We start from the raw sequence: 26667 nt of genomic DNA, 5'->3' as shown, positions 1-26667 counted from the left end.
CCGTGCACATCTCGATCAACGACAGTTCGCTACGGATTCTGTTAACGAGAAGTATGCGGTCGCGGCGAGCGTTAAGCCGGCCTGAACGGTTCCGGTAGCCGAAGACGATTGTTTCGCCGCGGCGGGGAACCGACGCTGGCTTCACCAGCCCGCCACGACAAGGGAGTCAGCCCATGACCGAACTCGCCGACACCGGCCTTCGCACCGACCTGGACGTCGTCCCACAAGCCGGCTACATCGGGGCCGAGATCCGCGGTGTGGATCTGCGCAACCCGCTCGAAGACGGCCTGGTCGGGGAGATCCGCGACGCACTGCACACCTACAAGGTGATCTTCTTCCGAGACCAGCAGATCGGCCACGCCGAGCAGATCGCATTCGCCCGCCAGTTCGGAAAGGTGACCCCGGCCCACCCGCACGAGGAAGAGCCGCCGGAAGGCTTCCCGGAGATCCTGCCGATCGACAGCCGTCGCTACGAACGGAATCTGGGCCGCAAACGGACCTCGTACGACGCCAGTTGGCACACCGATGTGACTGCACTGGTGAACCCACCGGCCGCTTCGATCCTGCGCGCCCACATCCTGCCGCCCTACGGTGGTGACACCGCCTGGACCAACCTGGTTGCGGCATATGAGAACCTGCCGAAAGACCTGCGCGATTTCGCCGACAAGCTCGATATCAAGCATCAGTTCAACACCAGGGCCGCCGAGGGCAGCCAACGTGAGCGCAAGGTGCGCGAGGCGAATCTGGTGGCCTACCACCCGGCGGTGCGAGTGCATCCGGTGACCGGGGAGCGGGCATTGTTCGTCAGCCCCGGATTCACCCGCGGTGCGCGCAAGATCCGCGGTTTCACCCCTTCGCAGAGCGAATCGATCCTCAAACTGTTCTGGGAGGAGGCGACCCGCACCGAATACACCGTCCGGTTCCGCTGGGCGCCGGGAAGTGTCGCGTTCTGGGACAACCGGGCCACTTCGCACCTGGCGATCCCGGATGCGGGCCATCTCGACTACGACCGGGTGCTCTACCGCGTTACGCTCGAAGGCGATGTGCCCAAGGGCGTCGACGGACGTGAGTCCGAACTGGTGTCGGGTGAGCCGTTCTACGGTTCCTGACCGCCGCCAGCCACCCCCTCTCGAACAGGAAACGGACACCGCATGACAGTGACACCATTGAGTGCCGACCGGCGCCGTCTCGGCGCGAACGGGCCCGAAGTCTCAGCGATCGGGCTGGGGTTCATGAGTTTTCGGGCGTCGGCCGGACCCGATGACGAGAAGCAGGCGAAGACTCTCGTCGACACCGCCGTCGACCTGGGCGTCACGTTCTTCGACACCGCCGACATCTACGGGCCGGAGTTCAGCGAGATCCTGCTGGGCAAGGCGATCCGTGGGCGGCGGGATTCACTCACGATCGCCACCAAGTTCGGCAACACCCTCGACCGGGACAGCAATCCGCGCGCGCTGGACGGCAGGCCCGAGTACGTCCGAAGCGCCATCGAGGGCTCGTTGCGGCGGCTCGGCATCGACCATGTCGACCTCTACTACCAGCACCGGATCGATCCCGAGGTGCCGATCGAGGACACCGTGGGGGCGCTCGCCGAACTCGTCGAGGCCGGAAAGGTCCGCTACATCGGTCTGTCGGAACCGGGTCCGCAGACGCTGCGGCGCGCACACACCGTGCATCCGATCACCGCCATCCAGAACGAGTGGTCGTTGTTCACCCGCGACATCGAGAACGACACCGTGCCGATCGCGCGCGAACTCGGCATCGGAATCGTGCCGTACTCACCGCTGGGGCGGGGCTGGCTGACCGGGCGGGTCCGCACACCCGAGGACGTCAGCGCGACGCATAAGCGCCATCCGCGTTTCGGGGCCGAGGCGTTTGACCGCAACCGTGCGCTGGCCGACAACGTCGCCACCATCGCCGCCGAGATCGGCGTAGAGCCAAGCCAAGTCGCGTTGGCGTGGGTGTTGTCCCGCGGCCGGGACGTGGTCCCCATTCCGGGGACCCGCCACCCCGAATACCTGCGGGAGAACGCCGGAGCGGTGGGTGTCGAGTTGACCGACGACCACCTGCAGCGTCTCGAGTCGATCGCCGGTCAGGTCGCCGGCCACCGATCGATCCGGCCCGAGAATCTCGGTACCGAGGCCCCGCCGGTGGATGCGGCGGCGGCAGAGCGCACATGACCGTCATCGCGAGGTACGGCGACGTGGACGCCGAACTCGGGATCCACAACGAGACGCTGGCGCTGCAACTCGCGCACCGGTCGGTACGAAGGTTCCTGCCGGATGCGGTGTCCGATGAACAACTTGCGGCGATCGTCGCCGCCGCTCAGTCGGCGGCGACGTCGTCGAACCTGCAGCCGTGGAGCGTCATCGCGATCCGCGATTCGGAACGTAAAGCGCGACTGGCCGTGCTGGCCAACAACCAGCAGTTCATCAATGAGGCGGGGCTGTTTCTGGTTTGGATCGCCGACCTGGGGCGGGCTCGCCGGATCGCCGAGCGGGCCGGCGCCGCGCTGGACGGTGCGGACTACCTGGAATCCACCATCATCGGGTTCGTCGACACCACGCTGGCCGCCCAGAATGCGGTGCTCGCGGCCGAGTCATTCGGTTTGGGAACGGTTTTCGTCGGCGCGATCCGTAACCATCCTCGGGAGGTGGCCGCAGAGCTGGGGTTACCGCCGCACGCCGTCGCCACGTTCGGGCTGGCGGTCGGGGTGGCCGATCCGACCGAGAACGCCGGGATCAAGCCCCGTCTGCCGCGCGACGCCGTTCTGCACCGGGAACGCTACGACGCCGAAGGTACCGACGCCCACGTCCCGGCCTACGACGAACGACTGGCCGCCTACAACACGCGCCACGGGTTGTCGGGGAACTGGAGTGCGCGGGTCCTCGGCCGGCTGGCCGGGCCGCATTCCCTGTCCGGACGGCACAAGCTGCGCGAACACCTCGAACGTCTCGGACTGCCCTCGCGGTAATCGGGCCGACCAGCCCCGGCCGGGCCGCCTGGTCAGGGGGGCGCGCCCACCCGCCGGGTAGCGTCGCTCCCGTGGACAAGCCGGTCGCCGTCGTCACGGGAGGAAGTCGGGGCGCGGGCCGCGGGATCGCCGCGGCCCTGATCGCGCACGGCTGGCACGTCTACGTCACCGGTCGCACGGTGACCGATCTGGGGGAGCGCGGCACCGCGGTCCGCCTGGACCATGCCGACGATGCCGCGGTCGGCGCGCTGTTTCGGCGGGTCGCGGACGAGGCGGGCCGGCTGGACCTGCTGGTGAACAACGCCGCCGCCATCCACGACGACCTGGTTGATCCCAAGCCGTTCTGGGAGAAACCCCTCGACCTGGCCGACGTCCTCGATGTCGGGCTGCGGTCGGCGTATGTGGCGTCGTGGTATGCGGCACCGCTGCTGCTCGGCGGCGACACCGGGCTGATCGCCTTCACCTCATCGCCGGGGTCGGTGTGCTACATGCACGGCCCGGCCTACGGGTCTCAGAAGGCCGGGGTGGACAAGCTGGCCGCCGATATGGCCGTCGACTTCCGCGGTACCGGGGTGGCAACGATCTCGATCTGGATGGGCATCCTGCTCACCGAGAAACTGCGGGCCGCGTTCGACGGGCATCCCGACGCCCTGGCGAAAACCGCCGAGCATGCCGAAACCCCGGAATTCACCGGGCATCTGATCGACGCGCTCTACCGAGATCCGGAGCTGCCCGAGCTGTCCGGACACACCGTGATCGGTGCCGAACTCGCCGCCCGCTACGGAATCACCGACGAGGGTGGACGGGTACCTCCGTCGCACCGGGAGATGCTGGGTGCCCCTCGGGTCGCGCACCCGGCCGTGGTCCGCTGATGGGCCAGGAATTCCTGGTCGGTCGCTACGAGTTGCGCGGTCTGCTCGGCGCCGGGGGAATGGCCGAAGTCTGGGACGGCTGGGACCACCGGCTGCAACGCGCCGTCGCGGTGAAACTGCTGCACCGCGCCGTTGCGGCGCATCCCGACCTGCGGCGACGCTTCGAGAACGAGGCACGCGCGGCGGCGGGTTTATCGCATCCCAACATCGTCGCCATCCATGATTTCGGTGAGCACGCAGGCACCCCGTTCCTGGTGATGGAACGCCTGCCGGGGCAGTCCCTCGCCGACCTGATCTCCCGGGAACCGTTGCCCCCGCCGCTGGTTCGGGCCGCGCTCGCCGACGTGCTGGCCGCGCTCGCGGTCGCGCACCACGCCGGCGTCCTGCACCGCGATATCAAACCGGGCAACATCCTCACCGCCGTCACCGGTGACAGTGTGAAGGTCGCCGACTTCGGCATCGCCAAGGTCGCCGGTGACGATCCGACCATGGCCGGTCAGGTACTCGGAACCGTGGCCTACATGAGTCCCGAACGTATCGCCGGCGCCCCCGCGTCGGTGAGCGACGATCTGTACGCCGTCGGCGTGATGGGATACGAGGCGCTGACCGGGCGACGGGCCTATCCGCCGCCCCCACCGCTCGGCGTGGCCCGGCCCGATATCGACCCCGCCCTGGCCGGGGTGATCGACCGGGCCATGGCCCACGATCCGCGGCAGCGCTTCGGCCGTGCCGACGAGATGCGCTCGGCCCTGGCCGCGATGGCACCGCCCCGACCGGCCACCCTGGTGCTCACCGAGCACCCGCCCGCGCCACCGCGCCGGCTCCCCGGCCGCACCCGCACACTCCTCGGTGCCGCGGCGATCATCGCGGCCTTCGTGGTGGCGATCGTCGCCTTCACCGCGGGTTCGTCCAACACCCGGGAGCCGGTGCCCGTCGACACCGGCACCTCGGTGCCCGCCCCGACCAGCGCCGCGCCCCCACCGCCGGCCGTCGCGCCGCCGCCGCCGTTGACCGCGGACGAGAAGCCCCCCAAGAAGAAAGGCCCAGGGAACGGCAAAGGGAACGGACACGGACACGGCAAAGGCAAGGAAGACTAGGTCAACAGTCCCTGTTCGATCAGCCACTCGCGGGCCACGATCGCCGGGTCGTCGCCGTCGCTGTCGACCTTCGCGTTGAGCGTCAGCATGGTCTCGTTGGTGAGCAGCGGATTGAGCTGGGCGAAGATCTCGGCAAGTTCGGGATGCGCCCCGAGCAGGTCGGAATCGATCACCTCGGTGAGGTTGTAGAGCGGGAAGAACTGCTTGTCGTCCTCGAGAACCCGCAGGTTGAGAGCCGGGATCCGGCCGTCGGTGGTGAACACCTCGCCGAAGTTGCAGTCCCCGTCCGCGGTCGCCGTGTAGATGACGCCGGTGTCGAGGTTGGTCACCCGGCCGAGATCCCCCCGATTCAACCCGTAGGTCTGCAGCATCGGCACGAATCCGTCGTTGCGGTTGGCGAATTCACTTTCCACGCAGAACGTCAGATCCGCCTGCGACAACCGGGACAGGTCGGACAGTTTGGTCACCCCGAGCTGCTCGGCCTCGGATTCGCGGATGGCGAACGCATAGGTGTTGTTCAGCGGAGCGGGCGGCAGCCAGGTCAGGTTGTTCACCTTGTCGGCGTCGTTGACGGCCTGCCACTGCGCGACCGGATCCTTGATGGGTTGTTCGTTACCCATGTAGTTGATCCACCCGGTGCCGGTGTACTCCGGTGAGATGTTGGCGCGGCCGTCCAGCATGGCCTGGCGTACGCCGAAACTGCCCGGCGTATTGGTCATATTGGTGACATCGGCGCCTGCCGCGTTGAGGATGATCGAGAGCATATTGCCCAGGATCAGCTGCTCGGTGAAGTCTTTGGCGGTCACCGTGACCGGCACACCCTTCAGCGAGTCGAAGTGCGCGATGGCGCCCGGCCTCGCCTCGAGCACCGCGCCGCTGGCCGACCGCAGGCCGCACCCGGCCGCCGCTGTGGCGATCAGCAGGACGGCGAGCAGTCGCAGGCAACGCATCAGAGTCCCTTTGGTGCGGCGATGATTTCGACGATGCGGGCCAGCCAGTCGATGAACAACGCCAGGGCGGCCACCAGGATGGCGCCGACCACCAGCGTCACCGGCTGCTGAAGTTTGATCCCCGTGGTGATGAGCTGTCCGAGACCGCCGCCGCCGGTGAACGACGCCAGGGCGGCGGTGCCCACGATGAGTACCAGTGCGGTGCGCACCCCCGCGACGATCACCCGCAACGCGAGCGGCAACTCCACCTTCATCAGGGTCGAGAAGGCCGACATGCCCATACCGCGGGCGGCCTCCACCAGGCGTCGGTCGACGCCGTCGAGGCCGATCACGGTGTTGGCGACGATCGGCAGCGCCCCGTACACGGTCAACGCGACGACCGCGCCGACACTGCCGATCCCGAACAGCACCGCGCCCAACGCGATCAACCCGATCGCCGGCGCGGCCTGCCCGAACCCGGCGACCGTGATGATCGGCTTCGAGTATCGCCGCATCGACCCACGGGTCAGGGCGATCCCCAGCGGGATGGCCACCACGCAGGTCAGTACCGTCGCGGCCACGCTGATCACCATGTGCTGACGCAGCAGTGTCAGCAGCTGCCCCACCCCGAGGGAGCGCTGCTCGGACTCCGAGACCTGCGCGACGTTGACGTACACCAACGAACCCACCACGGCCACAACGCAGGCCAGCGGCTGCAGAAGCCAGCGCCCGAGCCCCAACCGGGCCGACGGCTCGGCCGGTAAGGCCGTGGCGTCGATCTCGGGCGCGGCGGTCACGAGGCGGGCTCCGCCGAATGCGCCGCGCTGCGCAGGTCGGACATGGCGTCCATGATCGTTTCCACCCGGATCACACCCTGATAGGCGTTGCGCCGCCCGGTCACCACCACCACACCGTGCGAGGACGTCAACATGTCGTCCAGGGCATCGTTGAGTGTCGAAGCGAGGCTGACCTTTTCGAGTTCCTCGTCGCGGGTCACCCGCTGCAGGGAATTCGGGTCGGCCAGTTTCTCCAGCGACAGCCACCGCAGCGGACGGTCCTGGCCGTCGAGCACGATGACGTGTTCGCGTTCGATGGCCCGCGCCGCGGCCACCGCCGCGGCGGGATCGCCGCCGACGTGCGCGACGGCGGCCTCGTGCAGCTCGACGTCGCGCACCCGGGTCAGGGTGAGCTGTTTCAGTGCGGCACCGTGCCCAACGAAACCGCGGACGAAATCGTCGGCCGGGTTGGCCAGAATCTCCTCGGGCTTGTCGTACTGGACGATCCTCGAGCCCTCGGTCAGGATCGCGATCCGGTCGCCGAGTTTGACCGCCTCGTCGAAATCGTGGGTGACGAAGACGATCGTCTTGCGCAGCTCGTCCTGCAGGCGCAGTAGTTCGTCCTGCAACCGCTGACGGGTGATCGGATCCACCGCGCCGAACGGCTCGTCCATCAACAGGACCGGTGGGTCGGCGGCTAGTGCCCGCGCCACGCCGACCCGCTGCTGCTGACCGCCGGAGAGTTCGCGCGGGTAACGGTCGCGGTACTCGGCCGGATCGAGATTGACCAGATCGAGCAGCTCGTCGACGCGCGCGGCGATCCGCTCCTTGTCCCATTTCAGCAGCCGCGGGACGATCGCGATGTTGTCGCCAACGGTGAAATGCGGGAACAGGCCGGCACCCTGGATCACATAGCCGATGTGGCGCCGCAGTTGGTCGGCGTCGTGATGCGTGACGTCGTCGTCGCCGATCAGGATCCGACCCGTGGTCGGCTCGATCAGACGGTTGATCATCTTCATGGTCGTGGTCTTGCCGCACCCCGAAGGGCCGACCAGCATCACGATCTCACCGGCCGGGAACTCCATGGTGATGTTGTCCACGGCGGGAGTGGATTTCGCGTCGTATCGCTTGGTCACGCCGTCGAGCAGGATCCGGACACCGGCGTTCTCGGCGGTGGGATCGGCGGAGTCGATGGTCGTCTCAGACACGGATCCCCCTTGGAGTGGTCAGGCGCGTGATGAAATTGAGCACGGTGTCCAAAAGTATTGCCAGAATGAGGATGCCGACCGTTCCGGCCACGATGGAATTGGTCGCATTGGCGCCTCCGGTGCGCGAGATTCCCGAGAAGATGTAACCGCCAAGCCCGGGCCCGAGAGCGTATGCGGCGATGGCGGCGATGCCCATCAGCATCTGTGCCGACACCCGCACCCCGGTCATGATGACCGGCCAGGCCATCGGCAACTCGAGGCGGATCAAGGTGTCGACCCGGTTCATCCCCATGCCGCGGGCGGACTCGATGAGCGTGCGGTCCACCCCGGCCAGGCCGACGAGCACGTTGCGCAGGATCGGCAGGAAGCCGAAAAACACCAGCATGATGACCGACGGCAGCACGCCGATCCCGACGATGCCGACGAGCACGCCCAGCAGGGCGTACGACGGGATGGTCAGGCCCACCGACGTCAGGGTGTTACCGAGCTCGACACCCCACGGCGAGCGGTAGAGCAGGACGCCGACCAGCAGCGCTGCCACGGTGGCGAGCAGCAGGGTCTGCACCACCAGACTCATGTGCTGATAGGCGAGGAAAGACAAGACCGACCAGCGGTCCTGCACAAACTCGACAAAGCCCATGAACCGCCGGCGCCTCCATTCAGTTACCCGTGGACGGCGGTGTTCCGTCGTCGGGTAACTGGGAGCCTAGCGTGTCCAGCCCTACACGCTGACCGGAACCACACCCCAGATGTCGTCGCTGTACTCGGTGATGGCCCGGTCCGAGGAGAACTTTCCGCTGCGTGCGGCGTTGCGGATCGACATCCGGGTCCAGGCCGCGACGTCCCGCCACGCCGTGCTCACCTGGTCCTGGCAGGCGATGTAGGACGCGTAGTCGGCCAGGACCAGGAACGGGTCGTCGTGGCGAAGATTGTCGACCAGTGGCCGGAACTCCTCGGTGTCGCCGTGCGAGAAGGTTCCGTTCGCGATCAGGTCGAGTACCGCGGCCAGCTCATGGGTGTTCTCGATGTAGTCCGACGGCCGGTAGCCGTCCCGCTTGACCGCCTCGACCTCGTCGACGGTCAGACCGAACAGGAAGAAGTTCTCCGCGCCTGCCTCCGCGCGGATCTCGACGTTCGCGCCGTCCAGGGTGCCGATGGTCAGCGCGCCGTTCATCATGAATTTCATGTTCCCGGTCCCCGACGCCTCTTTACCGGCGGTCGAGATCTGCTCGGACAGGTCGGCGGCCGGGTAGATCAGGTGGGCGTTCTGCACGTTGAAGTTCGGCACGAACGCCACCTTGAGGAACCGGCTGACCTCCGGGTCGTTGTTGACGGTCTCGCCGACGGCGTTGATCAACTTGATGATCCGTTTGGCCATGAAGTAGCCGGGCGGCGCCTTGCCACCGAAAATGAAAGCCCTCGAAGGGATCTCAAGGCCGGGCTGCTGCTTGATCCGGTGGTAGAGGGTGGCGATGTGCAGCACGTTGAGATGCTGACGCTTGTACTCGTGGATGCGCTTGACCTGGATGTCGAACATCCAATCGGGGTCGAGGTCCACGCCTGCCTCGGCGCGGATGTATTCGGCAAGACGGGTCTTGTTGGCCCGCTTCACGGCGCGCCAGCGCTGATGGAACGCGGGGTTCTCCACGAAGGATTCCAGACCGCGCAACCGGGTCGGGTCGGTCAACCAGCCCTCGCCGATCGTCTCGTCGAGCAGCCCGCGCAGGCCCGGGTTGGACAGCGCCAGGAACCGGCGCGGCGTCACACCGTTGGTCTTGTTGGAGAACCGCTCCGGCCACATCTCGTAGAAATCTTTGAGCACACTGGATTTCAGCAGGTCCGAGTGCAGCGCCGCGACTCCGTTGACGGCGTGGCTGCCGACGGTGGCCAGGTGGGCCATCCGCACGCTCTTACCGCCGTCCTCGCCGATCAGGGACATCCGCCGCAACCGGTCCTGGTCGCCGGGGAACTTCTCGGCGACCTCGTCGAGCAGGCGCCGGTTGATCTCGTAGATGATCTCGAGATGGCGGGGCAGGGACTCGCCGAACATCGCCAGCGGCCAGGTCTCCAACGCCTCGGGCAACAACGTGTGGTTGGTGTAGCCGAACGAGGCCACCGTGATGGCCCAGGCCTCGTCCCAGTCCAGCCCGCGCTCGTCGACCAGCAGCCGCATCAGCTCGGCCACCCCGATCGACGGGTGAGTGTCGTTGAGCTGCAGGGCGAACCGATCGGGAAGCTCGCGGACCGAGGCGTCGGCCAGATCGTCGAGAATGTGCAGGACGTGCTGCAGCGAGCAGGACACGAAGAAGTATTGCTGCAGCAGGCGCAGATGCTTTCCGGCCTCGACCTCGTCGTTGGGGTAGAGCACCTTGGTCACCGTCTCGGAGTTCACCTCGTCCTCGACGGCCCGGTAGTAGTCGCCGGTGTTGAAGGCGTCCAAGGCGAAGGATTCGACGGCGCGGGCGCTCCACAACGTCAGGACGTTGCAGGTCTTCACTCCGTACCCCTGGATCGGCGTGTCGTAGGCGACGCCCTTGAGCACCCGGCCCGGAACCCACCGGACCCGGTGATGGCCGGCGTCGTCGACGTAGTGTTCGCTGTACCCGCCCCACCAGACGTGATAGCTCACATCCGGTTTGGCGATTTCCCAAGGGTTTCCGTTGCCCAGCCAGTTGTCGGTCTTCTCGACCTGCCAACCGTCGTGGATCTCCTGGTCGAAGATGCCGAACTCGTAGCGGATGCCGTAACCGATCGCCGGGCGTTCCAGGGTGGCCAGCGAGTCCAGGTAGCACGCGGCGAGCCGGCCCAGCCCACCGTTGCCCAGTCCCGGCTCTTCCTCGCAGGCCAGCACCTCGTCGAGATCCTGGCCCAGTTCGGCCAGGGCGGCCCGCGCCGCCGCTTCGATCTGCAGGTTGAGCAGATTGCTGCCGAGTTGCGGGCCCATCAGGAACTCCGCCGACAGGTAGCAGGTCAGCTTGCGGCCGAGGTCCAGCGACGTCTGAGTCGAGAGCACCCGGTTGTCCTGCATGCGGTCGCGCACGGCCAGGGACAGGGCCCGGTAGTAGTGCTCGGGCCGCAGCGCGGCGGCCGGGCGGCCGATCGAATACCGCAGGTGGTCGACGATGCCCCGGCGCAGCGCATCGGGGGACAGGCCGGTGCGGCTGTGCTCGTGGGTGGGCGGTGCGGCGGGAGCGGCGTCGGTCATAGCCGTGAAGCCTTGCAGGTGACGGTGCACGCCGGGAGGGCGCCCGGCATCAGGCAGGTGAACGGCGGGCATTCGCGCGCCGGCGACCACAGGCAATACGGTGGCCGGGTGGCCCCTGACAGCATCCATCCCGGCGGCGGGTTCAATCCGCCGGTGCCCACCGAGCGTGGCGGACCCGATTACGGCCGTTTCATCGATGCCGTGCGCACCCTGCAGGACCATGCCAGGGCCGCCGACGCACCCGACGCGGTGATCGGCGAGGCCGCCGATCTGATCGACAAGGTGTCGGCGCTGCTGGCGCCGTACGAGGCCGACGAGTGGAACTCCCCGTCCGGCCGGCGGCTGGACCTGCCCAACCGGGGCAATGTCAGCGCGGTGCCGACCGATTTGCACGTCACCGACGACCACCGGGTCGTCGGGACCGCCCGGTTCCGGCGGTTCCATCTCGGCCGCAATGGCGCGGTGCACGGCGGGGCGCTGGCGCTGCTGTTCGATTCGGTGCTGGGTTTCACGGCCGCTCGACTCACCGGCGGCCCGTACCAGCGCACCGGCTATCTGCACGTCGACTACCGCAAGATCGCACCGATCGAGAAGGAACTGCAGGTGGATGCGGGTATTGACCGGGTCGAGGGACGCAAGATCGTGGTGACCGGCCGACTGTCCGACGGTGCCGAGGTGCTCACCGAGGCCGAGGCGCTGTTCGTGCGGCTGAAGCCGGGGCAACCATGAATCCGTCCGAGCTCAAGGAGCGCTGGGCCGGCCGGCGCGACCGGCTGCGGAACCGTCCGATGGCCGACTTCGTCTACCGCGTCGTGGTCGGGGTGGTCGGGTTCGCGGTGCTGGCCGTCGGGATCGTGGCCATCCCGTATCCGGGCCCGGGCTGGGCCATCGTGTTCCTCGGGCTGGCGATCCTGGCTACCGAATTCGGGTTCGCCCGCCGGGTGCTGGGCTATGTCCGGGTCCGGTACGACAAGGTGATGGCCTGGTTCGGCCGCCAGCACATCGCGGTCAAGGCGCTCAGCGCGGCGTTCACCGGACTGGTCGTGGTGGCGACCTTGTGGCTGCTGGGGGCGGTCGGCTGGGGTGCGGGCCTGGTCGGCCTGGAGCAGTCCTGGTTGAAGAGCCCCATCGGGCTCGGCTCCTGACCACGCCCCCCGATAACATGGTCGCGATCACCACCCTCGTTACCGTAGGAGATTCCCCGATGACCGCCGTCGCCAGTTCCGCCCCCGCAGCCCCGATCCGGGTGGCTGCCGGGACCACCGCGGGCGCAGCGGTCCGGGAAGCCGACCTGCCGGGCCGCGGTGCCGCCGACGCCATTGTGGTGGTCCGCGACGCCGAGGGCCGGCTGCGCGACCTGTCCTGGAAGCCCGACGCCGACGTCGAGGTGACGCCGGTGGCCGCCGACACCGAGGATGGCCGCAGCGTCATCCGGCACTCCTGCGCGCATGTGCTCGCCCAGGCCGTGCAGGATCTGTTCCCCCAGGCCAAGCTGGGCATCGGCCCGCCGATCACCGACGGCTTCTACTACGACTTCGACGTCGCCGAGCCGTTCACCCCCGAGGATCTTGCCGCGCTGGAGAAGCGGATGCGCCAGATCGTCAAAGACGGGCAGCTCTTCGACCGTCGGGTTTACGAGTCCAAAGACCAAGCGCGCGAAGAACTTGCCGACGAGCCCTACAAGCTCGAGCTGGTGTCCGGAGATCTCACCAAATCCGACGATCCGGAGGTCATGGAGGTCGGTGGCGACGAGCTGACCGCCTACGACAACCTCAATCCCCGCACCAAGGAACGGGTTTGGGGAGATCTGTGCCGCGGCCCGCACATCCCCACGACCAGGTTCATTCCGGCGTTCAAGCTGACCCGCAGCAGCGCCGCGTACTGGCGCGGCAACCAGGACAATGCCAGCCTGCAACGCATCTACGGCACCGCATGGGAGTCGCAGGAGGCCCTCGACCGGCACCTGGAACTTCTCGAGGAGGCCCAGCGCCGCGATCACCGCAAGCTCGGCGCCGAACTCGACCTGTTCAGCTTCCCCGATGAGCTCGGGTCCGGGTTACCGGTCTTTCATCCCAAGGGCGGTGTGGTGCGCCGCGAACTGGAGGACTACTCGCGGCGTAAGCATCTGGAGGCGGGGTACGAGTTCGTCAACACCCCGCACATCACCAAGGAACATCTCTACATCACGTCGGGGCACCTGGAGTGGTACGCCGACGGGATGTTCCCGCCGATGCACATCGACGCCGAACTCGATGAGAACGGCGAGGTGCGCAAACCGGGGCAGGACTACTACCTCAAACCGATGAACTGCCCGATGCACCATCTGATCTACCGGGCACGGGGCCGGTCCTACCGCGAACTGCCGTTGCGGCTCTTCGAGTTCGGGTCGGTGTACCGGTACGAGAAGTCCGGCGTGGTGCACGGCCTCACCAGGGTCCGCGGGATGACCCAGGACGATGCGCACATCTATGCCACCCGGGAGCAGATGCGCGACGAGCTGACCTCGCTGCTGCGTTTCGTTCTGGATCTGCTCGGCGACTACGGCCTCGACGAGTACTACCTCGAGTTGTCCACCAAGGACCCGGAGAAGTACGTCGGCTCCGACGAGATCTGGGACGAGGCCACCGAGACGTTGCGTGAGGTGGCCGAGGCGTCGGGCCTGGATCTGGTGCCCGATCCGGGCGGCGCGGCGTTCTACGGTCCCAAGATCTCGGTCCAGGTCAAGGACGCGCTGGGGCGCAGCTGGCAGATGTCGACCATCCAGCTGGACTTCAACATGCCCGACCGGTTCGAGCTGGAGTACACCGCCCAGGACGGATCGCGTCGACGGCCCGTTCTGATCCACCGCGCGCTGTTCGGCTCGATCGAACGGTTCTTCGGGGTGCTCACCGAGCATTACGCCGGGGCGTTCCCGGCGTGGCTGGCCCCCGTGCAGGTGGTGGGCATCCCGGTCGCCGACACCCACGTCCCGTACCTGGAAGAGGTTGCCGCGCAGCTGAGGTCGCGCGGGGTGCGCGTCGAGGTCGACACCTCCGACGACCGGATGGCCAAGAAGATCGTCAACCACACGAATCAGAAGGTGCCGTTCATGCTGCTGGCCGGCGACCGTGACGTGGAAGGTGGGGCGGTCTCCTTCCGCTTCGGGGACCGGACGCAGATCAACGGGGTGGCCCGCGACGACGCGCTCGATGCGATCGTCAAGTGGATCGCCGACCGGGAGAACAGCGCGCCGACCGCCGAGTTGGTACAGGTAGGCGCCGGGAAGTGACCGATCCTGACGGCGAGCGGACCATCGTCGACCACGGAGTAGGCGAACCCGATCATCTGCAGCGGCTGTGGACACCGCACCGGATGAGCTACATCGCCGACGCCCCGAACCTGAAGGGCGGGTCCGCGGGTTCTTCCGAGCCGTTCACCGATATTCCGGAGATGTCCGACGAGGACGGGTTGATGGTGGCGCGCGGCGGGCAGGTCTATGCCGTGCTCAACCTCTACCCGTACAACCCCGGTCACCTCATGGTGGTGCCCTATCGCCGGGTGTCGGAGCTGGAGGATCTCACCGCGGCGGAGAGCGCCGAGCTGATGGCGTTCACCCAGAAGGCGATTCGCGTCATCAAGGCCGTCTCCCAGCCGCACGGTTTCAATGTCGGCCTCAACCTCGGTACCTCGGCGGGCGGCTCGCTGGCCGAGCATCTGCACATGCATGTCGTGCCGCGCTGGGGCGGCGACGCCAACTTCATCACCATCATCGGCGGGTCCAAGGTGATCCCGCAGCTGCTGCGGGAGACCCGGCAGCTGCTCGCCACCGAGTGGGCCCGGCAGAGTGGGCCCGACGAGGCGCGATGAGCAACCTCTTCCTCATGAGCCGCGCGGCCTACGCGAAACTGTCGCGGCCGATCGCCAAGGCGGCACTGCGCGCCGGGCTCACCCCCGACATCGTGACCATCGTGGGCACTGCGGGCACCGTGGTGTCCGCCCTCACGCTGTTCCCGGTCGGGCAGCTGTGGTGGGGTGCGTTCGCCGTGTTCGTCTTCGTGCTCGCCGACATGCTCGACGGTGCGATGGCCCGCGAACGGGGCGGTGGCACCCGGTTCGGTGCGGTGCTCGACGCCGCATGCGACCGGATCGCCGACGGCGCGGTGTTCGCGGGGCTGATGTGGTGGGCCGCCTTCGGCCTGGACAGCCCGTCGCTGGTGGTGGCCACGTTGATCTGTCTGGTCACCTCGCAGGTGATCTCCTACATCAAGGCGCGTGCCGAGGCCAGCGGGCTGCGCGGCGACGGCGGCCTCATCGAGCGCCCCGAGCGCCTGGTCATCGTGCTCGTCGGGGCCGGGCTGTCCGGCGTGCCGTTCCTGCACATGCCCTGGCTGGTGCACGTCGCCATGTGGCTGCTCGCGGTGGCCAGCGTCGTGACGGTGGCCCAGCGGTTGCATGCGGTGCGGGTGTCGCCGGGGGCGATGGACCGGCTTTCGCCCGCACCACCCGACGGCGAGGAAACGGAGTCGAGCGAGCCGTGACCATACTCGATCGCATCCCGTCCAGCGCATCGGACATGGGCTACGCGACCGGTTGGCGGTTGGTGCGTGCCATGCCGGAGTCGCTGGCCCGCAACGTATTCGAGGCCGGTGCCCGGTACGCGTCCAGGAACGGGGGACCCGATCAACTGCGCAGGAACCTGGCCAGGGTGACCGGCGTGGCCCCCGCGCAGGTCCCCGACGACCTGATGCGGGCCGCGCTGTCCTCCTACGCCCGGTACTGGCGCGAGGCGTTCCGGCTACCGTCGATGGACCTGCGGTCCGTCGCACAACGCCTCGACGAGGTGTTCATCGGCGCCGACAAGCTGCGGGCGGCCCACGACGCCGGCCGGGGTGGTGTGCTGGCGCTGCCGCACAGCGGAAACTGGGATATGGCCGGTGTGTGGCTCGCGCAGCACTACGGAACGTTCGCCACCGTCGCCGAACGCCTCAAACCCGAATCGCTGTACCGCCGGTTCATCGACTACCGGGAAAGCCTCGGCTTCGAGGTGTTCCCGCTCTCCGGCGGTGAACGGCCGCCGTTCGAACTGCTCGCCGAGCGACTGCGCGCCAACATGTTCGTGTGCCTGATGGCCGAACGCGACCTGACCCGCAGCGGGGTCCAGGTCGACTTCTTCGGTGAGCCCACCCGGATGCCCGCCGGGTCGGCCAAACTGGCCATCGAGACCGGCGCGCCGCTGCATCCGGCGCATGTCCACTACGACGGCGACGATTGTGTGGTCGAGGTGTTCGATGCGCTCGACACCTCCTCGGGTGACGTCGGGGTCGTCACGCAGGCACTGGCCGACCGGTTCGCCGAGAACATCGCCGCCCACCCGGAGGACTGGCACATGCTGCAGCCCCAGTGGATCGCCGACCTGTCCGACGAGCGCCGCGCCCGACTGGCGACCTGATATGCGTATCGGGATGGTCTGCCCCTACTCGTTCGACGTGCCCGGCGGCGTGCAGGCCCACGTGCTGCAGCTGGCCGAAGTGATGCGGTCCGGCGGGCATGACGTCAGCGTGTTGGCGCCGTCCTCCCCGCACGTCACCCTGCCCGACTATGTGGTGTCCGGCGGCAAGGCCGTCCCGATTCCCTACAACGGATCGGTGGCTAGGCTGCGGTTCGGGCCGGCGACTCACCGCATGGTCAAACGCTGGCTCATCGACGGTGACTTCGACGTGCTGCACCTGCATGAGCCCAACGCGCCGAGCCTGTCCATGCTGGCGCTGCAGGCCGCCGAGGGCCCGATCGTGGCGACGTTTCACACCTCGACGACGAAATCGTTGACGCTCAGTGTGTTTCAAGGAATTCTGCGGCCCTACCATGAGAAGATCGTCGGCCGGATCGCCGTCTCCGATCTGGCCCGGCGGTGGCAGATGGAGGCGCTCGGCTCGGACGCGGTGGAGATTCCCAACGGCGTCGACGTCGGGCAGTTCGCCCAGGCACCGCTGCTGGACGGCTACCCGAGGCCGGGCCGCTCGGTGCTGTTCCTCGGCCGCTTCGACGAACCCCGCAAGGGGATGTCGGTGCTGCTCGGGGCGCTGCCGAAGCTGGTGGAGCGGTTCGCCGACATCGAGATCATGATCGTGGGCCGCGGCGACGAGGACGAGCTGAGGGAGCGGGCGGGCAGGCTCGCCGGACATCTGCGGTTTCTGGGCCAGGCCGACGACGCCACCAAGGCCTCGGCCATGCGCAGCGCCGACGTCTACTGCGCCCCCAACCTCGGTGGCGAAAGCTTCGGCATCGTGCTGGTGGAGGCGATGGCGGCGGGCACCCCGGTGGTGGCCGGCGATCTGGACGCGTTCCGGCGCGTGCTGGACGACGGCACGGCGGGACGGCTGGTCCCGGTGGGGGATTCCGCGGCGCTGGCCGATGGCCTGATCGAGGTGCTCGCCGACGACGCGCTGCGCCGGCGCTACATCGCGGTCGCCGACGAGGCGGTGTGGCGTTACGACTGGTCGGTGGTTGCCGGCCAGATCATGCGGGTCTACGAGACCGTGACCGGCGCCGGAACCAAGGTGCGGGTGGCGTCATGACGATCTGGATCGTGGTCATCGGCCTCACCGTGCTGCTACTGGTGCTGTTGGGGGTCGGGGCGTGGGCCTACCAGACCGCACACCGCCTGGACCGTCTGCACGTCCGCTACGACCTGTCCTGGCAGGCCCTCGACGCGGCGCTGGCCCGGCGTGCGGTCGTGGCGCGGGCCGTTGCCGTCGACGTCTACGCCGGTGGCCCCCAGGGCAGACGCCTGGCCCGGCTGGCCGACATCGCGGAACGGGCCCCCCGGTCGGCACGCGAAGGCGCCGAGAACGACCTGTCGGCGGCGTTGGCCGCGGTCGACCCGTCGGCGCTGCCGCCCGCCCTGGTGGCCGAACTGGCCGACGCCGAAGCCAGGGTGTTGCTGGCCCGCCGGTTCCACAACGACGCCGTCCGCGACACCCTGGCGTTGCGGGAACGGCCCACGGTTCGCGCCCTGCGGCTCGGCGGAACCGCCGCACTGCCAACCTATTTCGAGATCGCCGAGCGGGCGGAATCGCCCGCCGAGCGGGCTCCGGCGCGCCGCCGCACCTCGGCTCGGGTGGTGCTGCTCGACGAGACCGGCGCGGTGCTGCTGCTGCGGGGCAGCGACCCGGCGATCGGGGACGACGCCCCGCACTGGTGGTTCACCGTGGGGGGCGCGGTCCAGGAGGATGAGAGCCTGCCGGGTGCCGCGGCCCGGGAGCTGGCCGAGGAGACCGGCCTGACCGTGGAGCCGTCGGCGCTCATCGGCCCGGTCTGGCGGCGCGACGCCGTGATCGACTTCAACTCGTCGGTGATCCGCAGCGACGAATTCTTCTTCCTGCACCGGACCCGACGGTTCGAACCGTCGGCGGCGGGGCACACCGCACTGGAGCGGCACTACATTCACGGTCACCGCTGGTGCGATGCGACAATGATCGCCGAGTTGGTCGCCGGCGGGGAGACCGTGTATCCGCTGCAGTTGGGCGAACTGCTGGCGGCGGCCACGGCCCTGGCGAGCGCGCCCGAACCGGTGCACCGCGAGCCGCAAGCCATCCGCTGACTGCGGATCCAATGGATTTGTCGGCACCATTAGACTGAATCAGTAGGAATTGGAGGAGATGGCAGTGGGAATCGGCGGTCAAAACGGTTCGAGCAACCAAACCGGCACGGCGCGGGTCAAGCGCGGGATGGCCGAGATGCTCAAGGGCGGCGTGATCATGGACGTCGTCACCCCCGAGCAGGCGAAGATCGCCGAGGGTGCGGGTGCGGTGGCGGTGATGGCGTTGGAGCGGGTCCCTGCCGACATCCGGGCCCAGGGTGGGGTGTCGCGGATGAGCGATCCGGACATGATCGAGGGCATCGTCTCGGCGGTGACCATCCCGGTGATGGCCAAGGCGCGGATCGGGCATTTCGTGGAGGCCCAGATCCTGCAGTCGTTGGGGGTGGATTACGTCGACGAGTCCGAGGTGTTGACCCCGGCCGATTACGCCAATCACATCGACAAGTGGCGTTTCACGGTGCCGTTCGTGTGCGGGGCGACCAACCTGGGCGAGGCGCTGCGCCGGATCACCGAGGGGGCGGCGATGATCCGTTCCAAGGGTGAGGCCGGCACCGGAGATGTGTCGAATGCGACCACCCACATGCGCAAGATCGGCGGCGAGATCCGTCGGTTGACCTCGATGAGCGAAGACGAGCTCTACGTCGCGGCCAAGGAACTGCAGGCGCCGTTCGAGTTGGTGGCCGAGGTGGCCCGGGCCGGCAAGCTGCCGGTGACGATGTTCACCGCGGGTGGGATCGCCACCCCGGCCGATGCGGCGATGATGATGCAGCTGGGTGCCGAGGGCGTGTTTGTCGGGTCGGGGATCTTCAAGTCCGGCAACCCCGCGCAGCGGGCCGCGGCGATCGTGAAGGCCACCACCTTCCACGACGACCCCGATGTGTTGGCCAAGGTGTCGCGCGGGCTGGGTGAGGCCATGGTCGGCATCAACGTCGAGGAGATCGCCCAGCCGCACCGGCTCGCCGAACGCGGCTGGTAAATACCTCCTATGGCGATCGAAGAGATCCTCGACCTGGAGCAGCTCGAGGTCAATATCTATCGCGGTGGCGTGTTCAGCCCGGAGAGCGGCTTTCTGCAGCGCACCTTCGGCGGGCACGTGGCGGGCCAGTCGCTGGTCTCGGCGGTCCGCACGGTGGAGCCGGCCTTCCAGGTGCACTCGCTGCACGGCTATTTCCTGCGGCCGGGGGACGCCCGGTCGCCCTCGGTCTACATCGTGGAGCGCATCCGCGACGGCGGCTCGTTCTGCACCAGAAGAGTGAGCGCGGTTCAGCACGGCGAGACCATCTTCACGATGTCGGCCTCATTCCAGACCGACCAGACCGGCATCGACCATCAGGACGTCATGCCCGAGGCGCCGGCCCCCGACGACCTGCCCGGGTTCCGGTCGGGGGGAGCGTTCGACGACGCCGGCTTCGCCCAGTTCGCCGAATGGGACGTCCGGATAGTGCCGCGTGACCTGGTGGCGCGGCTGCCGGGCAAGGCGTCGCAGCAGCAGGTGTGGTTCCGGCACCGCGACCCGCTGCCCGACGACCACGTGCTGCACATCTGCGCACTGGCCTATATGAGCGATCTCACCCTGCTGGGCTCGGCCCAGGTCAACCACCTCGATGTGCGTAAACAGCTGATGGTCGCATCACTGGACCACGCCATGTGGTTCATGCGGCCGTTCCGGGCCGACGAGTGGCTGCTCTACGACCAGTCGTCGCCGTCGGCGTGCGGGGGCCGATCGCTGACCCAGGGCAAGATCTTCACCCGGACCGGCGAGCTGGTCGCGGCCGTGATGCAGGAGGGGCTGACCCGCTTCAAACGCGACTTCCCGTCCGCGGCGACGAAGTGAGCGTCCACGTCGGGGTGCTCGCCCTGCAGGGCGACACCCGCGAACACCTGGCCGCGTTGCGTGAGGCGGGGGCCGAGGCGTCCACCGTGCGCAGGCTGACCGAACTCGATGCGGTCGACGCGCTGGTGATCCCCGGCGGGGAGTCGACCGCGATGAGCCATCTGCTGCGTGAATTCGACCTGCTGGAGCCGTTGCGCGCCCGGATCGCCGACGGGCTGCCCTGTTACGGGTCGTGTGCCGGGATGATTCTGCTGGCCACCGAGATCGCCGACGCCGGCGTGACCGGACGCGAGGCACTGCCCCTCGGCGGAATCGATATGACGGTGCGGCGCAACGCCTTCGGCCGTCAGGTGGATTCGTTCGAGGGCGATATCGACTTCGAGGGGCTCGACGCACCGGTACATGCGGTGTTCATCCGGGCGCCGTGGGTGGAGCGGGTCGGCCCCGGCGTGCAGGTGCTGGCCCGTGCGGCCGACCACATCGTCGCGGTGCGCCACGGCACCATGCTCGCGACGTCGTTTCACCCGGAGATGACTGGCGACCGCCGCGTGCACAAGCTGTTCGTCGACTCGCTGTAGGGCATCACAGTAAAGCCACGGCAGCCGCATAGCTCGGACAAAGCCATGCCGTCCTTAATGGTGCTGTGACGACGACGCGCCTGAGGTTGCCAATTCTGCTGATCGTCACCGCGGTCGCCTATCTGTGGAACATCACCGTCAATGGGATGGGCAACCAGTTCTATGCCGCCGCGGCGCAGGCGGGTTCGACGAACTGGAAGGCCCTGCTGTTCGGCTCGTTGGACCCGGACAACTTCATCACGGTCGACAAACCGCCGGTGTCGCAGTGGGTGATGGGGCTGTCCGGTCACCTCTTCGGTTTCAGCAGCGCCAGCATGTTGATCCCCGAGGCATTGATGGCCGTCGCAGCCGTCGGCCTGCTCTACGCCGCGGTGGACCGGATCGCCGGGACCGGTGCCGCACTGCTGGCGGGCATGGTGCTGGCACTGACTCCGGTGGCGGCGTTGATGTTCCGGTTCAACAATCCCGATGCCGCGATGGTGCTGTCGATGACGGCCGCGGCGTACTGCGCGGTGCGCGCACTGCAGCGGGCCGGCGCCGTCTGGCTTGCCCTCGCCGGTGCCGCACTGGGTTTCGCCTTCCTGGCCAAGATGCTCGAAGGGCTGATGGCCGTGCCCGCGATCGGGCTGGTGTACCTGCTGGCGGCGGCAGGCCCGGTGCGGCGGCGGCTGGTGCACCTGCTGGGTGCGGTCGCGGCTTTCCTGGTGTCGGCGGGCTGGTTCGTGGTACTCACCCTGGTGTGGCCGACCTCGTCGCGGCCGTATCTCGCGGGGTCGACCGACAACAACTTCATGAATCTCGTGCTGGGCTACAACGGGTTCGGCCGGGTCCTCGGTCACAACCACACCGGGTTCGGTGACCCCGGCGGTCTGTCCCGATTGTTCGGCGGCGAGTTCGGCTTCGAGATCGGGTGGCTGCTGCCCGCGGCGTTGCTGGCGGTGCTGCTGGTGCTGGCGTCGCGGGGGCGGGCCCCGCGCACCGATCTGGTCCGGGCCGGCGCCATCCTGTTCGGGACCTGGCTCGTCGTCGATGCCCTGGTGCTGAGCTTCATGAAGTCGATGGTCCACCCGTACTACTGCCTGTCGCTGGCTCCGGCGGTCGCGGCGATATTCGGCATCGGGATCGCCGAGATGTGGCACCACCGGGGGCGGCGTCCTCATCGGATCGGTTTGGCGGCAATGCTTCTCGTCGCCGGCGGATGGGGGTGGTGGATGCTGGGACGCAACGCGTCGTGGCTGCCGGCGCTGCGGTGGGCGATCCTGATGGTGGTCATGGCGGCAACGGCGGTGCTGCTGTGGGCGCTCGGTTCGCCGGCGCGCCGACGGTTGGCAACGGCGGCCATGGCGGTAGCCCTGACTGCGGGACTGGCCGGATCGGCCGCCTACACCGTCGCCACCCTCGGCCAGGCCCACACCGGTGGCGGGCCAAGGGTCGGCCCGCCGTCGGCGGAACACCGGCACGGCTGGCCCGGGCAGGACGACGACAGCGCCCAGCTCGACGCGATGCTGAGGGCCACCCACACCGAATGGTCGGCGGCGATCAACCGGTCCTCGGCCGCGGCGGGCCTGGAACTGGCCTCGCACACTCCGGTCATGGCGATCGGCGGTTTCACGGGTAGCGATCCGGTGCCGACGCTGAGCCAGTTCGAGGCCGCGGTGGCCGGCCATGCGGTCACCTACTACATCGACCCGATCAGCAAGGGGCCACATTCACCGATGTTCGGCCGTAACACCCACACCGACATCACGGATTGGGTGCGCACCCGCTTCGCGGTGACCCGGGTTGGCTCGGACCGCGTCTACGACCTGCGTGTGCCTGCCCGGCTGACCAGCCACGTAGACTGAATAGCCGGAATTTCACCAGAAAGAGGGCGTACCTGCATGAGCGGCCATTCCAAGTGGGCCACCACCAAACATCAGAAGGCCGTCAAAGACGCGCGCCGCGGTAAAGAATTCGCGCGGTTGATCAAGAACATCGAGGTCGCGGCCCGGACGGGCGGCGGTGACCCCGCGGGCAACCCGACGCTGTACGACGCCATCCAGAAGGCCAAGAAGACCTCGGTGCCCAATGACAACATCGAGCGGGCCCGCAAGCGCGGCGCCGGCGAGGAGGCGGGCGGCGCCGACTGGCAGCCCATCACCTACGAGGGCTACGGACCCAACGGCATCGCCGTGCTGATCGAGTGCCTCACCGACAACAAGAACCGCGCCGCGGGCGAGGTCCGGGTGGCGATGACCCGCAACGGCGGCAATATGGCCGACCCGGGCTCGGTGTCCTACCTGTTCTCCCGCAAGGGCGTGGTGACGCTGGAGAAGAACGACCTCACCGAGGACGATGTCCTGCTGGCCGTGCTCGAGGCCGGAGCCGAGGAGGTCAACGACCTCGGGGACAGCTTCGAGATCATCTCCGAGCCCACCGACCTCGTCGCGGTGCGAACCGCACTGCAGGATGCGGGCATCGACTACGAATCCGCCGAGGCCAGCTTCCAGCCGTCGGTGACCGTCCCGGTCGACGTGGACGGGGCGCGCAAGCTGCTCAAGCTGGTCGACGCGCTCGAGGACAGCGACGACGTGCAGGACGTCTGGACCAACATCGACATTCCCGACGACGTCGCGGCCCAGCTCGACGAGGAGTAACCGCTAGCCTGCATCCATGCCAGATCCACCGCCGTTCAGCCCGACCGTCGGGCTCCTGACGGTGAGCCGGGTATGGGAGGCGGCCTTCGCCGCCGCGCTCAAACCGCTGGGGCTGACCCCCCGAAAGTACGGGCTGCTCGGGCATATCCGGGGCAATCCGGACCTCTCGTTCAGTGAGCTCGCCCGACGATCCCGCATCACGGTGCAGAGTGCGCACACCGCCGTCGCGGCGTTCGTCGAGGCCGGGCTGGTCGACGATGCCACCGCACACGCCGGCGCCGCGTCGGCCCTGCGGGTCACGGCGGCGGGGGAGTCGCTGCTGGCCCGGGCGGCCGGGGTGGTGGCCGGCCTCGACGAGCAGTTCGTCGCCCAGCAACCCGAGCTGACTGCGGCATTGCGCGCGTATATGGCGAGGTGGTTGTCCGAGACTCGCTAACCTTCAGTTATCCTGAAGGTTATGAGCCTGCGTCACTACTTGCGCCGACCGCCGGCCGTGACCGCCGCCGAGGCGGTCCGCCTGATCGGGGACGGTGCGGTCATCGTCGACGTCCGTCGCACGTTCGAATGGAACCGGGTGCATATTCCGGGTGCGGTGCACATGCCGCTCGAAGCGCTGCCGGGTCACTGCCTGGAGCTCCCCGAGGACCGTTTGCTGATCACCTTCTGCACCGGCGGCCTGCGATCGGCCGGAGCGGCGAATTTGTTGGTGGAGAACGGTTTCGAGGCGGTCAATATGAGCGGTGGCCTCATTCACTGGCGTGCCGCCGGCGGCCCGCTCACCCCTTGAGCAGCGCCTCGGCGATCGGGGTGTCGCCGGAGATCAGCTCGAAGGTGCGGCCCGCGGCATCGGGTGCGTCCAGCACCGCGAGCAGCACGCCCGCGACGTCGGCCCGGGAAACGCTGCCACGTCCGGTGGACTCCGCGACGGTGACCTTCCCGGTGCCGGCCTCATCGGTGAGGCGTCCCGGGCGCACGATCGTGGTGCGCAGCCCGCTGCGGGCCCGCACATCGGCGTCGGCATCGGATTTGGCCCGGATGTAGGCGCGGAACACGTCGTCGTAGCCGTCGTCGAGGGAGCGGTCGTCGGCGGAGATCGCCGACACCATCACATAGCGGTCCACGCCCGCGGCCTCGGCCGCGTCGGCGAGCAGAATCGCGGCGTCGCGGTCCACCGTGGCTTTACGCGCGATGCCGCTACCCGGCCCGGCGCCGGCGGCGAACACCACGGCGTCGGCACCACGCACGGCCTCGGCCACCTGTGTCACCGATGCCTGCTCCAGATCGAGCACGACGGCCTCGGCTCCGGCCGCCCGCAGGTCGGCCACCTGGGCCGGATTGCGGATCAGGCCGATCGCCGAATCGCCCCGATCGGCCAGCAGCTTCTCCAGGATGAGGGCGATCTTTCCGTGTCCACCGGCGATGACGATGCGCATTGACCCGACGTTACCCGCTTGTCAGGAACGTGCCGATCGCCCCGGCCGTCTGCTCGGGTTGGTCGAGCATGGTCAGCACGTAGGCGTCGTCGACGAATCGCAATTCGGCGTTGGGCATCAGATCGGCCAGCCTGCGGCCGTGCTCGGCGGGCATCACCGGGTTATCGCTCCACAACACCAGTGCCGGCCCGGTGAACTCGCGGAGTGCCTCGGTGGACCGGATCAGCTCGGCATCGTCGAATGTGGTCCTGCTGTAGGCGATCAGATTGCGACGGATGCGCTTGTCGGCCAGGGCGGAATCCGTCCAGTACTCGATGATCTGTTGGGGGACAGGATGTTTGGCCATCTGGCCGAACAGTAGCCACTGGCGGCGCAACCAGCCGATCCGCAGCTGTCGCAGGGCGAACGAAACGGTTCCGGTGCTGCGGGTGGCCAGCCAGGTGACCTTGCCGGGGAACCCGGGTGGAAAGTTCTCGAAGGCCTCCGACGGGCAGAGCACGAGGCGGGTGACCCGTTTGTCGCGTCCGGCGGCGGTGAGAAACAGCGGCCCGCCCCAGTCGGTGACCACGAGGGTGACGTCGACCAGATCCAGCGCGTCGAGAAAGTCGGCGACGACGCCCACCATGCCGAAGAGCGTCAGATCGGCGTCCTCACGCACGGGCAGGTGATGCCCCCCGATCGGCAGCACCGGCAGCAGGTAGCGGAATCCGTCGGGCAGCAAGGGCAGCGTCAGGTCCCACTGGGTGTCGTTCATCAGCACCCCGTGCAGGAGCACCACCGGCGGTCCGGCCGGATCGCCCTCCTCCCGGTATTCGATCGTTCCTGCGGCGACGTCGACGCGTTTCATCAAAGGCCTCCCGGGATTAGAACCATAATTCTAGAACTTATGCTCTAGTCTGGCCGTGGGAGGTTCGGATGGCAAGGTCCACGCGTGAGGCGATCCTGACCGCGGCGGCGGAACTGATGCGCCACAAGGGCTATGCGGCGGTCGGCATGAAGGACATCGTGGCCGCCTCCGGTGCGCCGATCGGTTCGCTCTATCACCACTTCCGCGGCGGTAAGCGTCAGATCGCCATGGAGGCGCTGGTCAGCGCGGGCGCCGCCTACGGTCTGCTGATCCCGACCATCATCGACGGCTACGACGACCTCGGGCAGGCGATCGAGGGCGCGTTCAGCCAGGCCGCCGACCATATGGCGGGCATGGGATTCGCCAACATGTGCCCGGTCGGCAGCGTGGCCGCCGAGACCGCCGACGTCGAGGAGGACCTGCGCCGGACCGCGGCGGGGGTCTTCACCGCCTGGTTCGACGGCGGCGTGGCCTACTTCGAATCGCGGGGTCTGGACCCCGACCTGGCCCGTGAGGTCACGGTCGCCCTGATCGGCGCCCTGGAGGGCGCGTTCACCCTGGCCCGTACCCTGCGCGATGTCGAACCGCTGCTGGTGGGCGGCCGGGCCCTGGGCAGGCAGTACCGGGGTGTGTCCTTGCGTCAACCCGTCGCCGCCGCACGCTAGGCTCTCGAACAGATGTTCTGACGAAGGGGTTCGC

The 26667-nt window shown here is 68.1% G+C and carries 28 protein-coding genes; 21 read left to right on the top strand and 7 right to left on the bottom strand.

Going from position 1 to position 26667, the window contains the following annotated elements; translation table 11 throughout:
* The first annotated feature begins 173 nt into the window (after positions 1-173).
* The 5 genes from ACWDTP_RS02430 to ACWDTP_RS02410 all read left to right on the top strand — a co-directional run bounded on the left by ACWDTP_RS02430 (position 174) and on the right by ACWDTP_RS02410 (position 4943).
* Positions 174-1109, top strand: coding sequence for a TauD/TfdA dioxygenase family protein (locus tag ACWDTP_RS02430; protein ID WP_450016206.1), 936 nt, complete (start codon positions 174-176; stop codon positions 1107-1109).
* 42 nt (positions 1110-1151) lie between these two features.
* Positions 1152-2180 (top strand): aldo/keto reductase, encoded by a 1029-nt coding sequence (locus tag ACWDTP_RS02425; protein WP_450016204.1) that lies wholly within the window; start codon positions 1152-1154, stop codon positions 2178-2180.
* Positions 2177-2974: an NADPH-dependent oxidoreductase gene (locus tag ACWDTP_RS02420; protein ID WP_450016202.1), complete on the top strand. Its 798-nt coding sequence runs from the start codon at positions 2177-2179 to the stop codon at positions 2972-2974. Before ACWDTP_RS02425 ends, ACWDTP_RS02420 begins: the two co-directional genes overlap by 4 nt.
* Positions 2975-3045: 71 nt before the next feature.
* Positions 3046-3846, top strand: coding sequence for an SDR family NAD(P)-dependent oxidoreductase (locus ACWDTP_RS02415; RefSeq protein ID WP_450016200.1), 801 nt, complete (start codon positions 3046-3048; stop codon positions 3844-3846).
* A complete protein-coding gene (locus ACWDTP_RS02410; RefSeq protein ID WP_450016198.1) occupies positions 3846-4943 on the top strand; it encodes a serine/threonine-protein kinase in 1098 nt (365 codons plus the stop codon). Before ACWDTP_RS02415 ends, ACWDTP_RS02410 begins: the two co-directional genes overlap by 1 nt.
* Here ACWDTP_RS02410 and ACWDTP_RS02405 read toward each other — a convergent pair.
* The 5 genes from ACWDTP_RS02405 to ACWDTP_RS02385 form a co-directional block, all read right to left on the bottom strand.
* Positions 4940-5893: a glycine betaine ABC transporter substrate-binding protein gene (locus ACWDTP_RS02405; RefSeq protein ID WP_450016196.1), complete on the bottom strand. Its 954-nt coding sequence runs from the start codon at positions 5891-5893 to the stop codon at positions 4940-4942. The two genes, ACWDTP_RS02410 and ACWDTP_RS02405, sit on opposite strands and share 4 nt — an antisense overlap.
* Positions 5893-6651, bottom strand: coding sequence for an ABC transporter permease (locus tag ACWDTP_RS02400; RefSeq protein WP_450016291.1), 759 nt, complete (start codon positions 6649-6651; stop codon positions 5893-5895). The genes ACWDTP_RS02405 and ACWDTP_RS02400 overlap by 1 nt, the downstream gene beginning before the upstream one ends.
* A 14-nt stretch (positions 6652-6665) precedes the next feature.
* Positions 6666-7841 carry an ABC transporter ATP-binding protein gene (locus tag ACWDTP_RS02395; protein ID WP_450016289.1) on the bottom strand — a complete coding sequence of 392 codons (1176 nt, stop codon included), beginning with the start codon at positions 7839-7841 and terminating at the stop codon, positions 6666-6668.
* A gap of 7 nt (positions 7842-7848) precedes the next feature.
* Positions 7849-8496: an ABC transporter permease gene (locus ACWDTP_RS02390; RefSeq protein ID WP_450016194.1), complete on the bottom strand. Its 648-nt coding sequence runs from the start codon at positions 8494-8496 to the stop codon at positions 7849-7851.
* Positions 8497-8577: 81 nt separating this feature from the next.
* A complete protein-coding gene (locus tag ACWDTP_RS02385) occupies positions 8578-11061 on the bottom strand; it encodes a glycogen/starch/alpha-glucan phosphorylase (RefSeq protein ID WP_450016192.1) in 2484 nt (827 codons plus the stop codon).
* Between the two features lie 108 nt (positions 11062-11169).
* On the opposite strand from ACWDTP_RS02385, the gene ACWDTP_RS02380 reads away from it, so the two are divergent.
* From ACWDTP_RS02380 to ACWDTP_RS02310, 15 genes are all read left to right on the top strand, one after another.
* Complete coding sequence (locus ACWDTP_RS02380) at positions 11170-11790, top strand: PaaI family thioesterase (protein ID WP_450016190.1); 621 nt, start codon at positions 11170-11172, stop codon at positions 11788-11790.
* Complete coding sequence (locus ACWDTP_RS02375) at positions 11787-12206, top strand: TIGR02611 family protein (protein WP_450016188.1); 420 nt, start codon at positions 11787-11789, stop codon at positions 12204-12206. Before ACWDTP_RS02380 ends, ACWDTP_RS02375 begins: the two co-directional genes overlap by 4 nt.
* Before the next feature lie 59 nt (positions 12207-12265).
* Positions 12266-14329 carry a threonine--tRNA ligase gene (gene thrS, locus ACWDTP_RS02370; protein ID WP_450016186.1) on the top strand — a complete coding sequence of 688 codons (2064 nt, stop codon included), beginning with the start codon at positions 12266-12268 and terminating at the stop codon, positions 14327-14329.
* Positions 14326-14907, top strand: coding sequence for an HIT family protein (locus ACWDTP_RS02365; RefSeq protein ID WP_450016184.1), 582 nt, complete (start codon positions 14326-14328; stop codon positions 14905-14907). The genes thrS and ACWDTP_RS02365 overlap by 4 nt, the downstream gene beginning before the upstream one ends.
* Positions 14904-15578 (top strand): phosphatidylinositol phosphate synthase, encoded by a 675-nt coding sequence (gene pgsA / locus ACWDTP_RS02360; RefSeq protein WP_450016182.1) that lies wholly within the window; start codon positions 14904-14906, stop codon positions 15576-15578. Before ACWDTP_RS02365 ends, pgsA begins: the two co-directional genes overlap by 4 nt.
* Positions 15575-16489, top strand: a complete 915-nt coding sequence (locus tag ACWDTP_RS02355; RefSeq protein WP_450016180.1) for a phosphatidylinositol mannoside acyltransferase — start codon at positions 15575-15577, stop codon at positions 16487-16489. The genes pgsA and ACWDTP_RS02355 overlap by 4 nt, the downstream gene beginning before the upstream one ends.
* Position 16490: 1 nt before the next feature.
* Positions 16491-17615: a glycosyltransferase family 4 protein gene (locus ACWDTP_RS02350; protein WP_450016178.1), complete on the top strand. Its 1125-nt coding sequence runs from the start codon at positions 16491-16493 to the stop codon at positions 17613-17615.
* Positions 17612-18640, top strand: a complete 1029-nt coding sequence (locus ACWDTP_RS02345; RefSeq protein ID WP_450016176.1) for an NUDIX hydrolase — start codon at positions 17612-17614, stop codon at positions 18638-18640. The genes ACWDTP_RS02350 and ACWDTP_RS02345 overlap by 4 nt, the downstream gene beginning before the upstream one ends.
* 58 nt (positions 18641-18698) lie before the next feature.
* Positions 18699-19616 (top strand): pyridoxal 5'-phosphate synthase lyase subunit PdxS, encoded by a 918-nt coding sequence (pdxS, locus tag ACWDTP_RS02340; RefSeq protein WP_450016174.1) that lies wholly within the window; start codon positions 18699-18701, stop codon positions 19614-19616.
* Positions 19617-19625: 9 nt separating this feature from the next.
* Positions 19626-20474: an acyl-CoA thioesterase II gene (gene tesB, locus ACWDTP_RS02335; protein ID WP_450016172.1), complete on the top strand. Its 849-nt coding sequence runs from the start codon at positions 19626-19628 to the stop codon at positions 20472-20474.
* The gene (gene pdxT / locus ACWDTP_RS02330; RefSeq protein WP_450016170.1) at positions 20471-21052 is read left to right on the top strand and encodes a pyridoxal 5'-phosphate synthase glutaminase subunit PdxT; all 582 of its coding nucleotides are present in this window, start codon (positions 20471-20473) and stop codon (positions 21050-21052) included. The genes tesB and pdxT overlap by 4 nt, the downstream gene beginning before the upstream one ends.
* A 65-nt stretch (positions 21053-21117) precedes the next feature.
* A complete protein-coding gene (locus ACWDTP_RS02325; RefSeq protein ID WP_450016169.1) occupies positions 21118-22896 on the top strand; it encodes a glycosyltransferase family 39 protein in 1779 nt (592 codons plus the stop codon).
* A 36-nt stretch (positions 22897-22932) separates the two neighbouring features.
* Positions 22933-23688, top strand: coding sequence for a YebC/PmpR family DNA-binding transcriptional regulator (locus ACWDTP_RS02320; RefSeq protein WP_450016167.1), 756 nt, complete (start codon positions 22933-22935; stop codon positions 23686-23688).
* A 16-nt stretch (positions 23689-23704) separates the two neighbouring features.
* Positions 23705-24124, top strand: a complete 420-nt coding sequence (locus ACWDTP_RS02315) for a MarR family winged helix-turn-helix transcriptional regulator (RefSeq protein WP_450016165.1) — start codon at positions 23705-23707, stop codon at positions 24122-24124.
* Positions 24125-24145: 21 nt separating this feature from the next.
* Positions 24146-24475 (top strand): rhodanese-like domain-containing protein, encoded by a 330-nt coding sequence (locus ACWDTP_RS02310; RefSeq protein ID WP_450016163.1) that lies wholly within the window; start codon positions 24146-24148, stop codon positions 24473-24475.
* Here ACWDTP_RS02310 and ACWDTP_RS02305 read toward each other — a convergent pair.
* Both ACWDTP_RS02305 and ACWDTP_RS02300 read right to left on the bottom strand, forming a co-directional pair.
* A complete protein-coding gene (locus ACWDTP_RS02305) occupies positions 24465-25121 on the bottom strand; it encodes an SDR family oxidoreductase (RefSeq protein WP_450016161.1) in 657 nt (218 codons plus the stop codon). The two genes, ACWDTP_RS02310 and ACWDTP_RS02305, sit on opposite strands and share 11 nt — an antisense overlap.
* Before the next feature lie 10 nt (positions 25122-25131).
* Positions 25132-25968: an alpha/beta fold hydrolase gene (locus ACWDTP_RS02300; RefSeq protein ID WP_450016159.1), complete on the bottom strand. Its 837-nt coding sequence runs from the start codon at positions 25966-25968 to the stop codon at positions 25132-25134.
* Positions 25969-26036: 68 nt separating this feature from the next.
* Here ACWDTP_RS02300 and ACWDTP_RS02295 point away from each other — a divergent pair, with 68 nt between their 5' ends.
* On the top strand, positions 26037-26633 hold the full coding sequence (locus ACWDTP_RS02295) for a TetR/AcrR family transcriptional regulator (protein ID WP_450016158.1): 597 nt from the start codon (positions 26037-26039) through the stop codon (positions 26631-26633).
* Positions 26634-26667: the final 34 nt, after the last annotated feature.

This window comes from Mycobacterium sp. NPDC003449, assembly GCF_053588415.1.
This window is presented reverse-complemented; position numbering and strand designations above follow the sequence as displayed.

What these genes read in the sequence shown, in the direction of transcription:
- ACWDTP_RS02430 (WP_450016206.1), top strand. Translation starts at nt 174, where the DNA reads ATGACCGAACTCGCCGACACCGGCCTTCGCACCGACCTGGACGTCGTC.
- ACWDTP_RS02425 (WP_450016204.1), top strand. Translation starts at nt 1,152, where the DNA reads ATGACAGTGACACCATTGAGTGCCGACCGGCGCCGTCTCGGCGCGAAC.
- ACWDTP_RS02420 (WP_450016202.1), top strand. Translation starts at nt 2,177, where the DNA reads ATGACCGTCATCGCGAGGTACGGCGACGTGGACGCCGAACTCGGGATC.
- ACWDTP_RS02410 (WP_450016198.1), top strand. Translation starts at nt 3,846, where the DNA reads ATGGGCCAGGAATTCCTGGTCGGTCGCTACGAGTTGCGCGGTCTGCTC.
- ACWDTP_RS02405 (WP_450016196.1), bottom strand. Translation starts at nt 5,893, where the DNA reads ATGCGTTGCCTGCGACTGCTCGCCGTCCTGCTGATCGCCACAGCGGCG.
- ACWDTP_RS02390 (WP_450016194.1), bottom strand. Translation starts at nt 8,496, where the DNA reads ATGGGCTTTGTCGAGTTTGTGCAGGACCGCTGGTCGGTCTTGTCTTTC.
- ACWDTP_RS02385 (WP_450016192.1), bottom strand. Translation starts at nt 11,061, where the DNA reads ATGACCGACGCCGCTCCCGCCGCACCGCCCACCCACGAGCACAGCCGC.
- ACWDTP_RS02375 (WP_450016188.1), top strand. Translation starts at nt 11,787, where the DNA reads ATGAATCCGTCCGAGCTCAAGGAGCGCTGGGCCGGCCGGCGCGACCGG.
- thrS (WP_450016186.1), top strand. Translation starts at nt 12,266, where the DNA reads ATGACCGCCGTCGCCAGTTCCGCCCCCGCAGCCCCGATCCGGGTGGCT.
- pgsA (WP_450016182.1), top strand. Translation starts at nt 14,904, where the DNA reads ATGAGCAACCTCTTCCTCATGAGCCGCGCGGCCTACGCGAAACTGTCG.
- ACWDTP_RS02350 (WP_450016178.1), top strand. Translation starts at nt 16,491, where the DNA reads ATGCGTATCGGGATGGTCTGCCCCTACTCGTTCGACGTGCCCGGCGGC.
- ACWDTP_RS02345 (WP_450016176.1), top strand. Translation starts at nt 17,612, where the DNA reads ATGACGATCTGGATCGTGGTCATCGGCCTCACCGTGCTGCTACTGGTG.
- pdxS (WP_450016174.1), top strand. Translation starts at nt 18,699, where the DNA reads ATGGCAGTGGGAATCGGCGGTCAAAACGGTTCGAGCAACCAAACCGGC.
- tesB (WP_450016172.1), top strand. Translation starts at nt 19,626, where the DNA reads ATGGCGATCGAAGAGATCCTCGACCTGGAGCAGCTCGAGGTCAATATC.
- ACWDTP_RS02320 (WP_450016167.1), top strand. Translation starts at nt 22,933, where the DNA reads ATGAGCGGCCATTCCAAGTGGGCCACCACCAAACATCAGAAGGCCGTC.
- ACWDTP_RS02315 (WP_450016165.1), top strand. Translation starts at nt 23,705, where the DNA reads ATGCCAGATCCACCGCCGTTCAGCCCGACCGTCGGGCTCCTGACGGTG.
- ACWDTP_RS02310 (WP_450016163.1), top strand. Translation starts at nt 24,146, where the DNA reads ATGAGCCTGCGTCACTACTTGCGCCGACCGCCGGCCGTGACCGCCGCC.
- ACWDTP_RS02305 (WP_450016161.1), bottom strand. Translation starts at nt 25,121, where the DNA reads ATGCGCATCGTCATCGCCGGTGGACACGGAAAGATCGCCCTCATCCTG.
- ACWDTP_RS02300 (WP_450016159.1), bottom strand. Translation starts at nt 25,968, where the DNA reads ATGAAACGCGTCGACGTCGCCGCAGGAACGATCGAATACCGGGAGGAG.
- ACWDTP_RS02295 (WP_450016158.1), top strand. Translation starts at nt 26,037, where the DNA reads ATGGCAAGGTCCACGCGTGAGGCGATCCTGACCGCGGCGGCGGAACTG.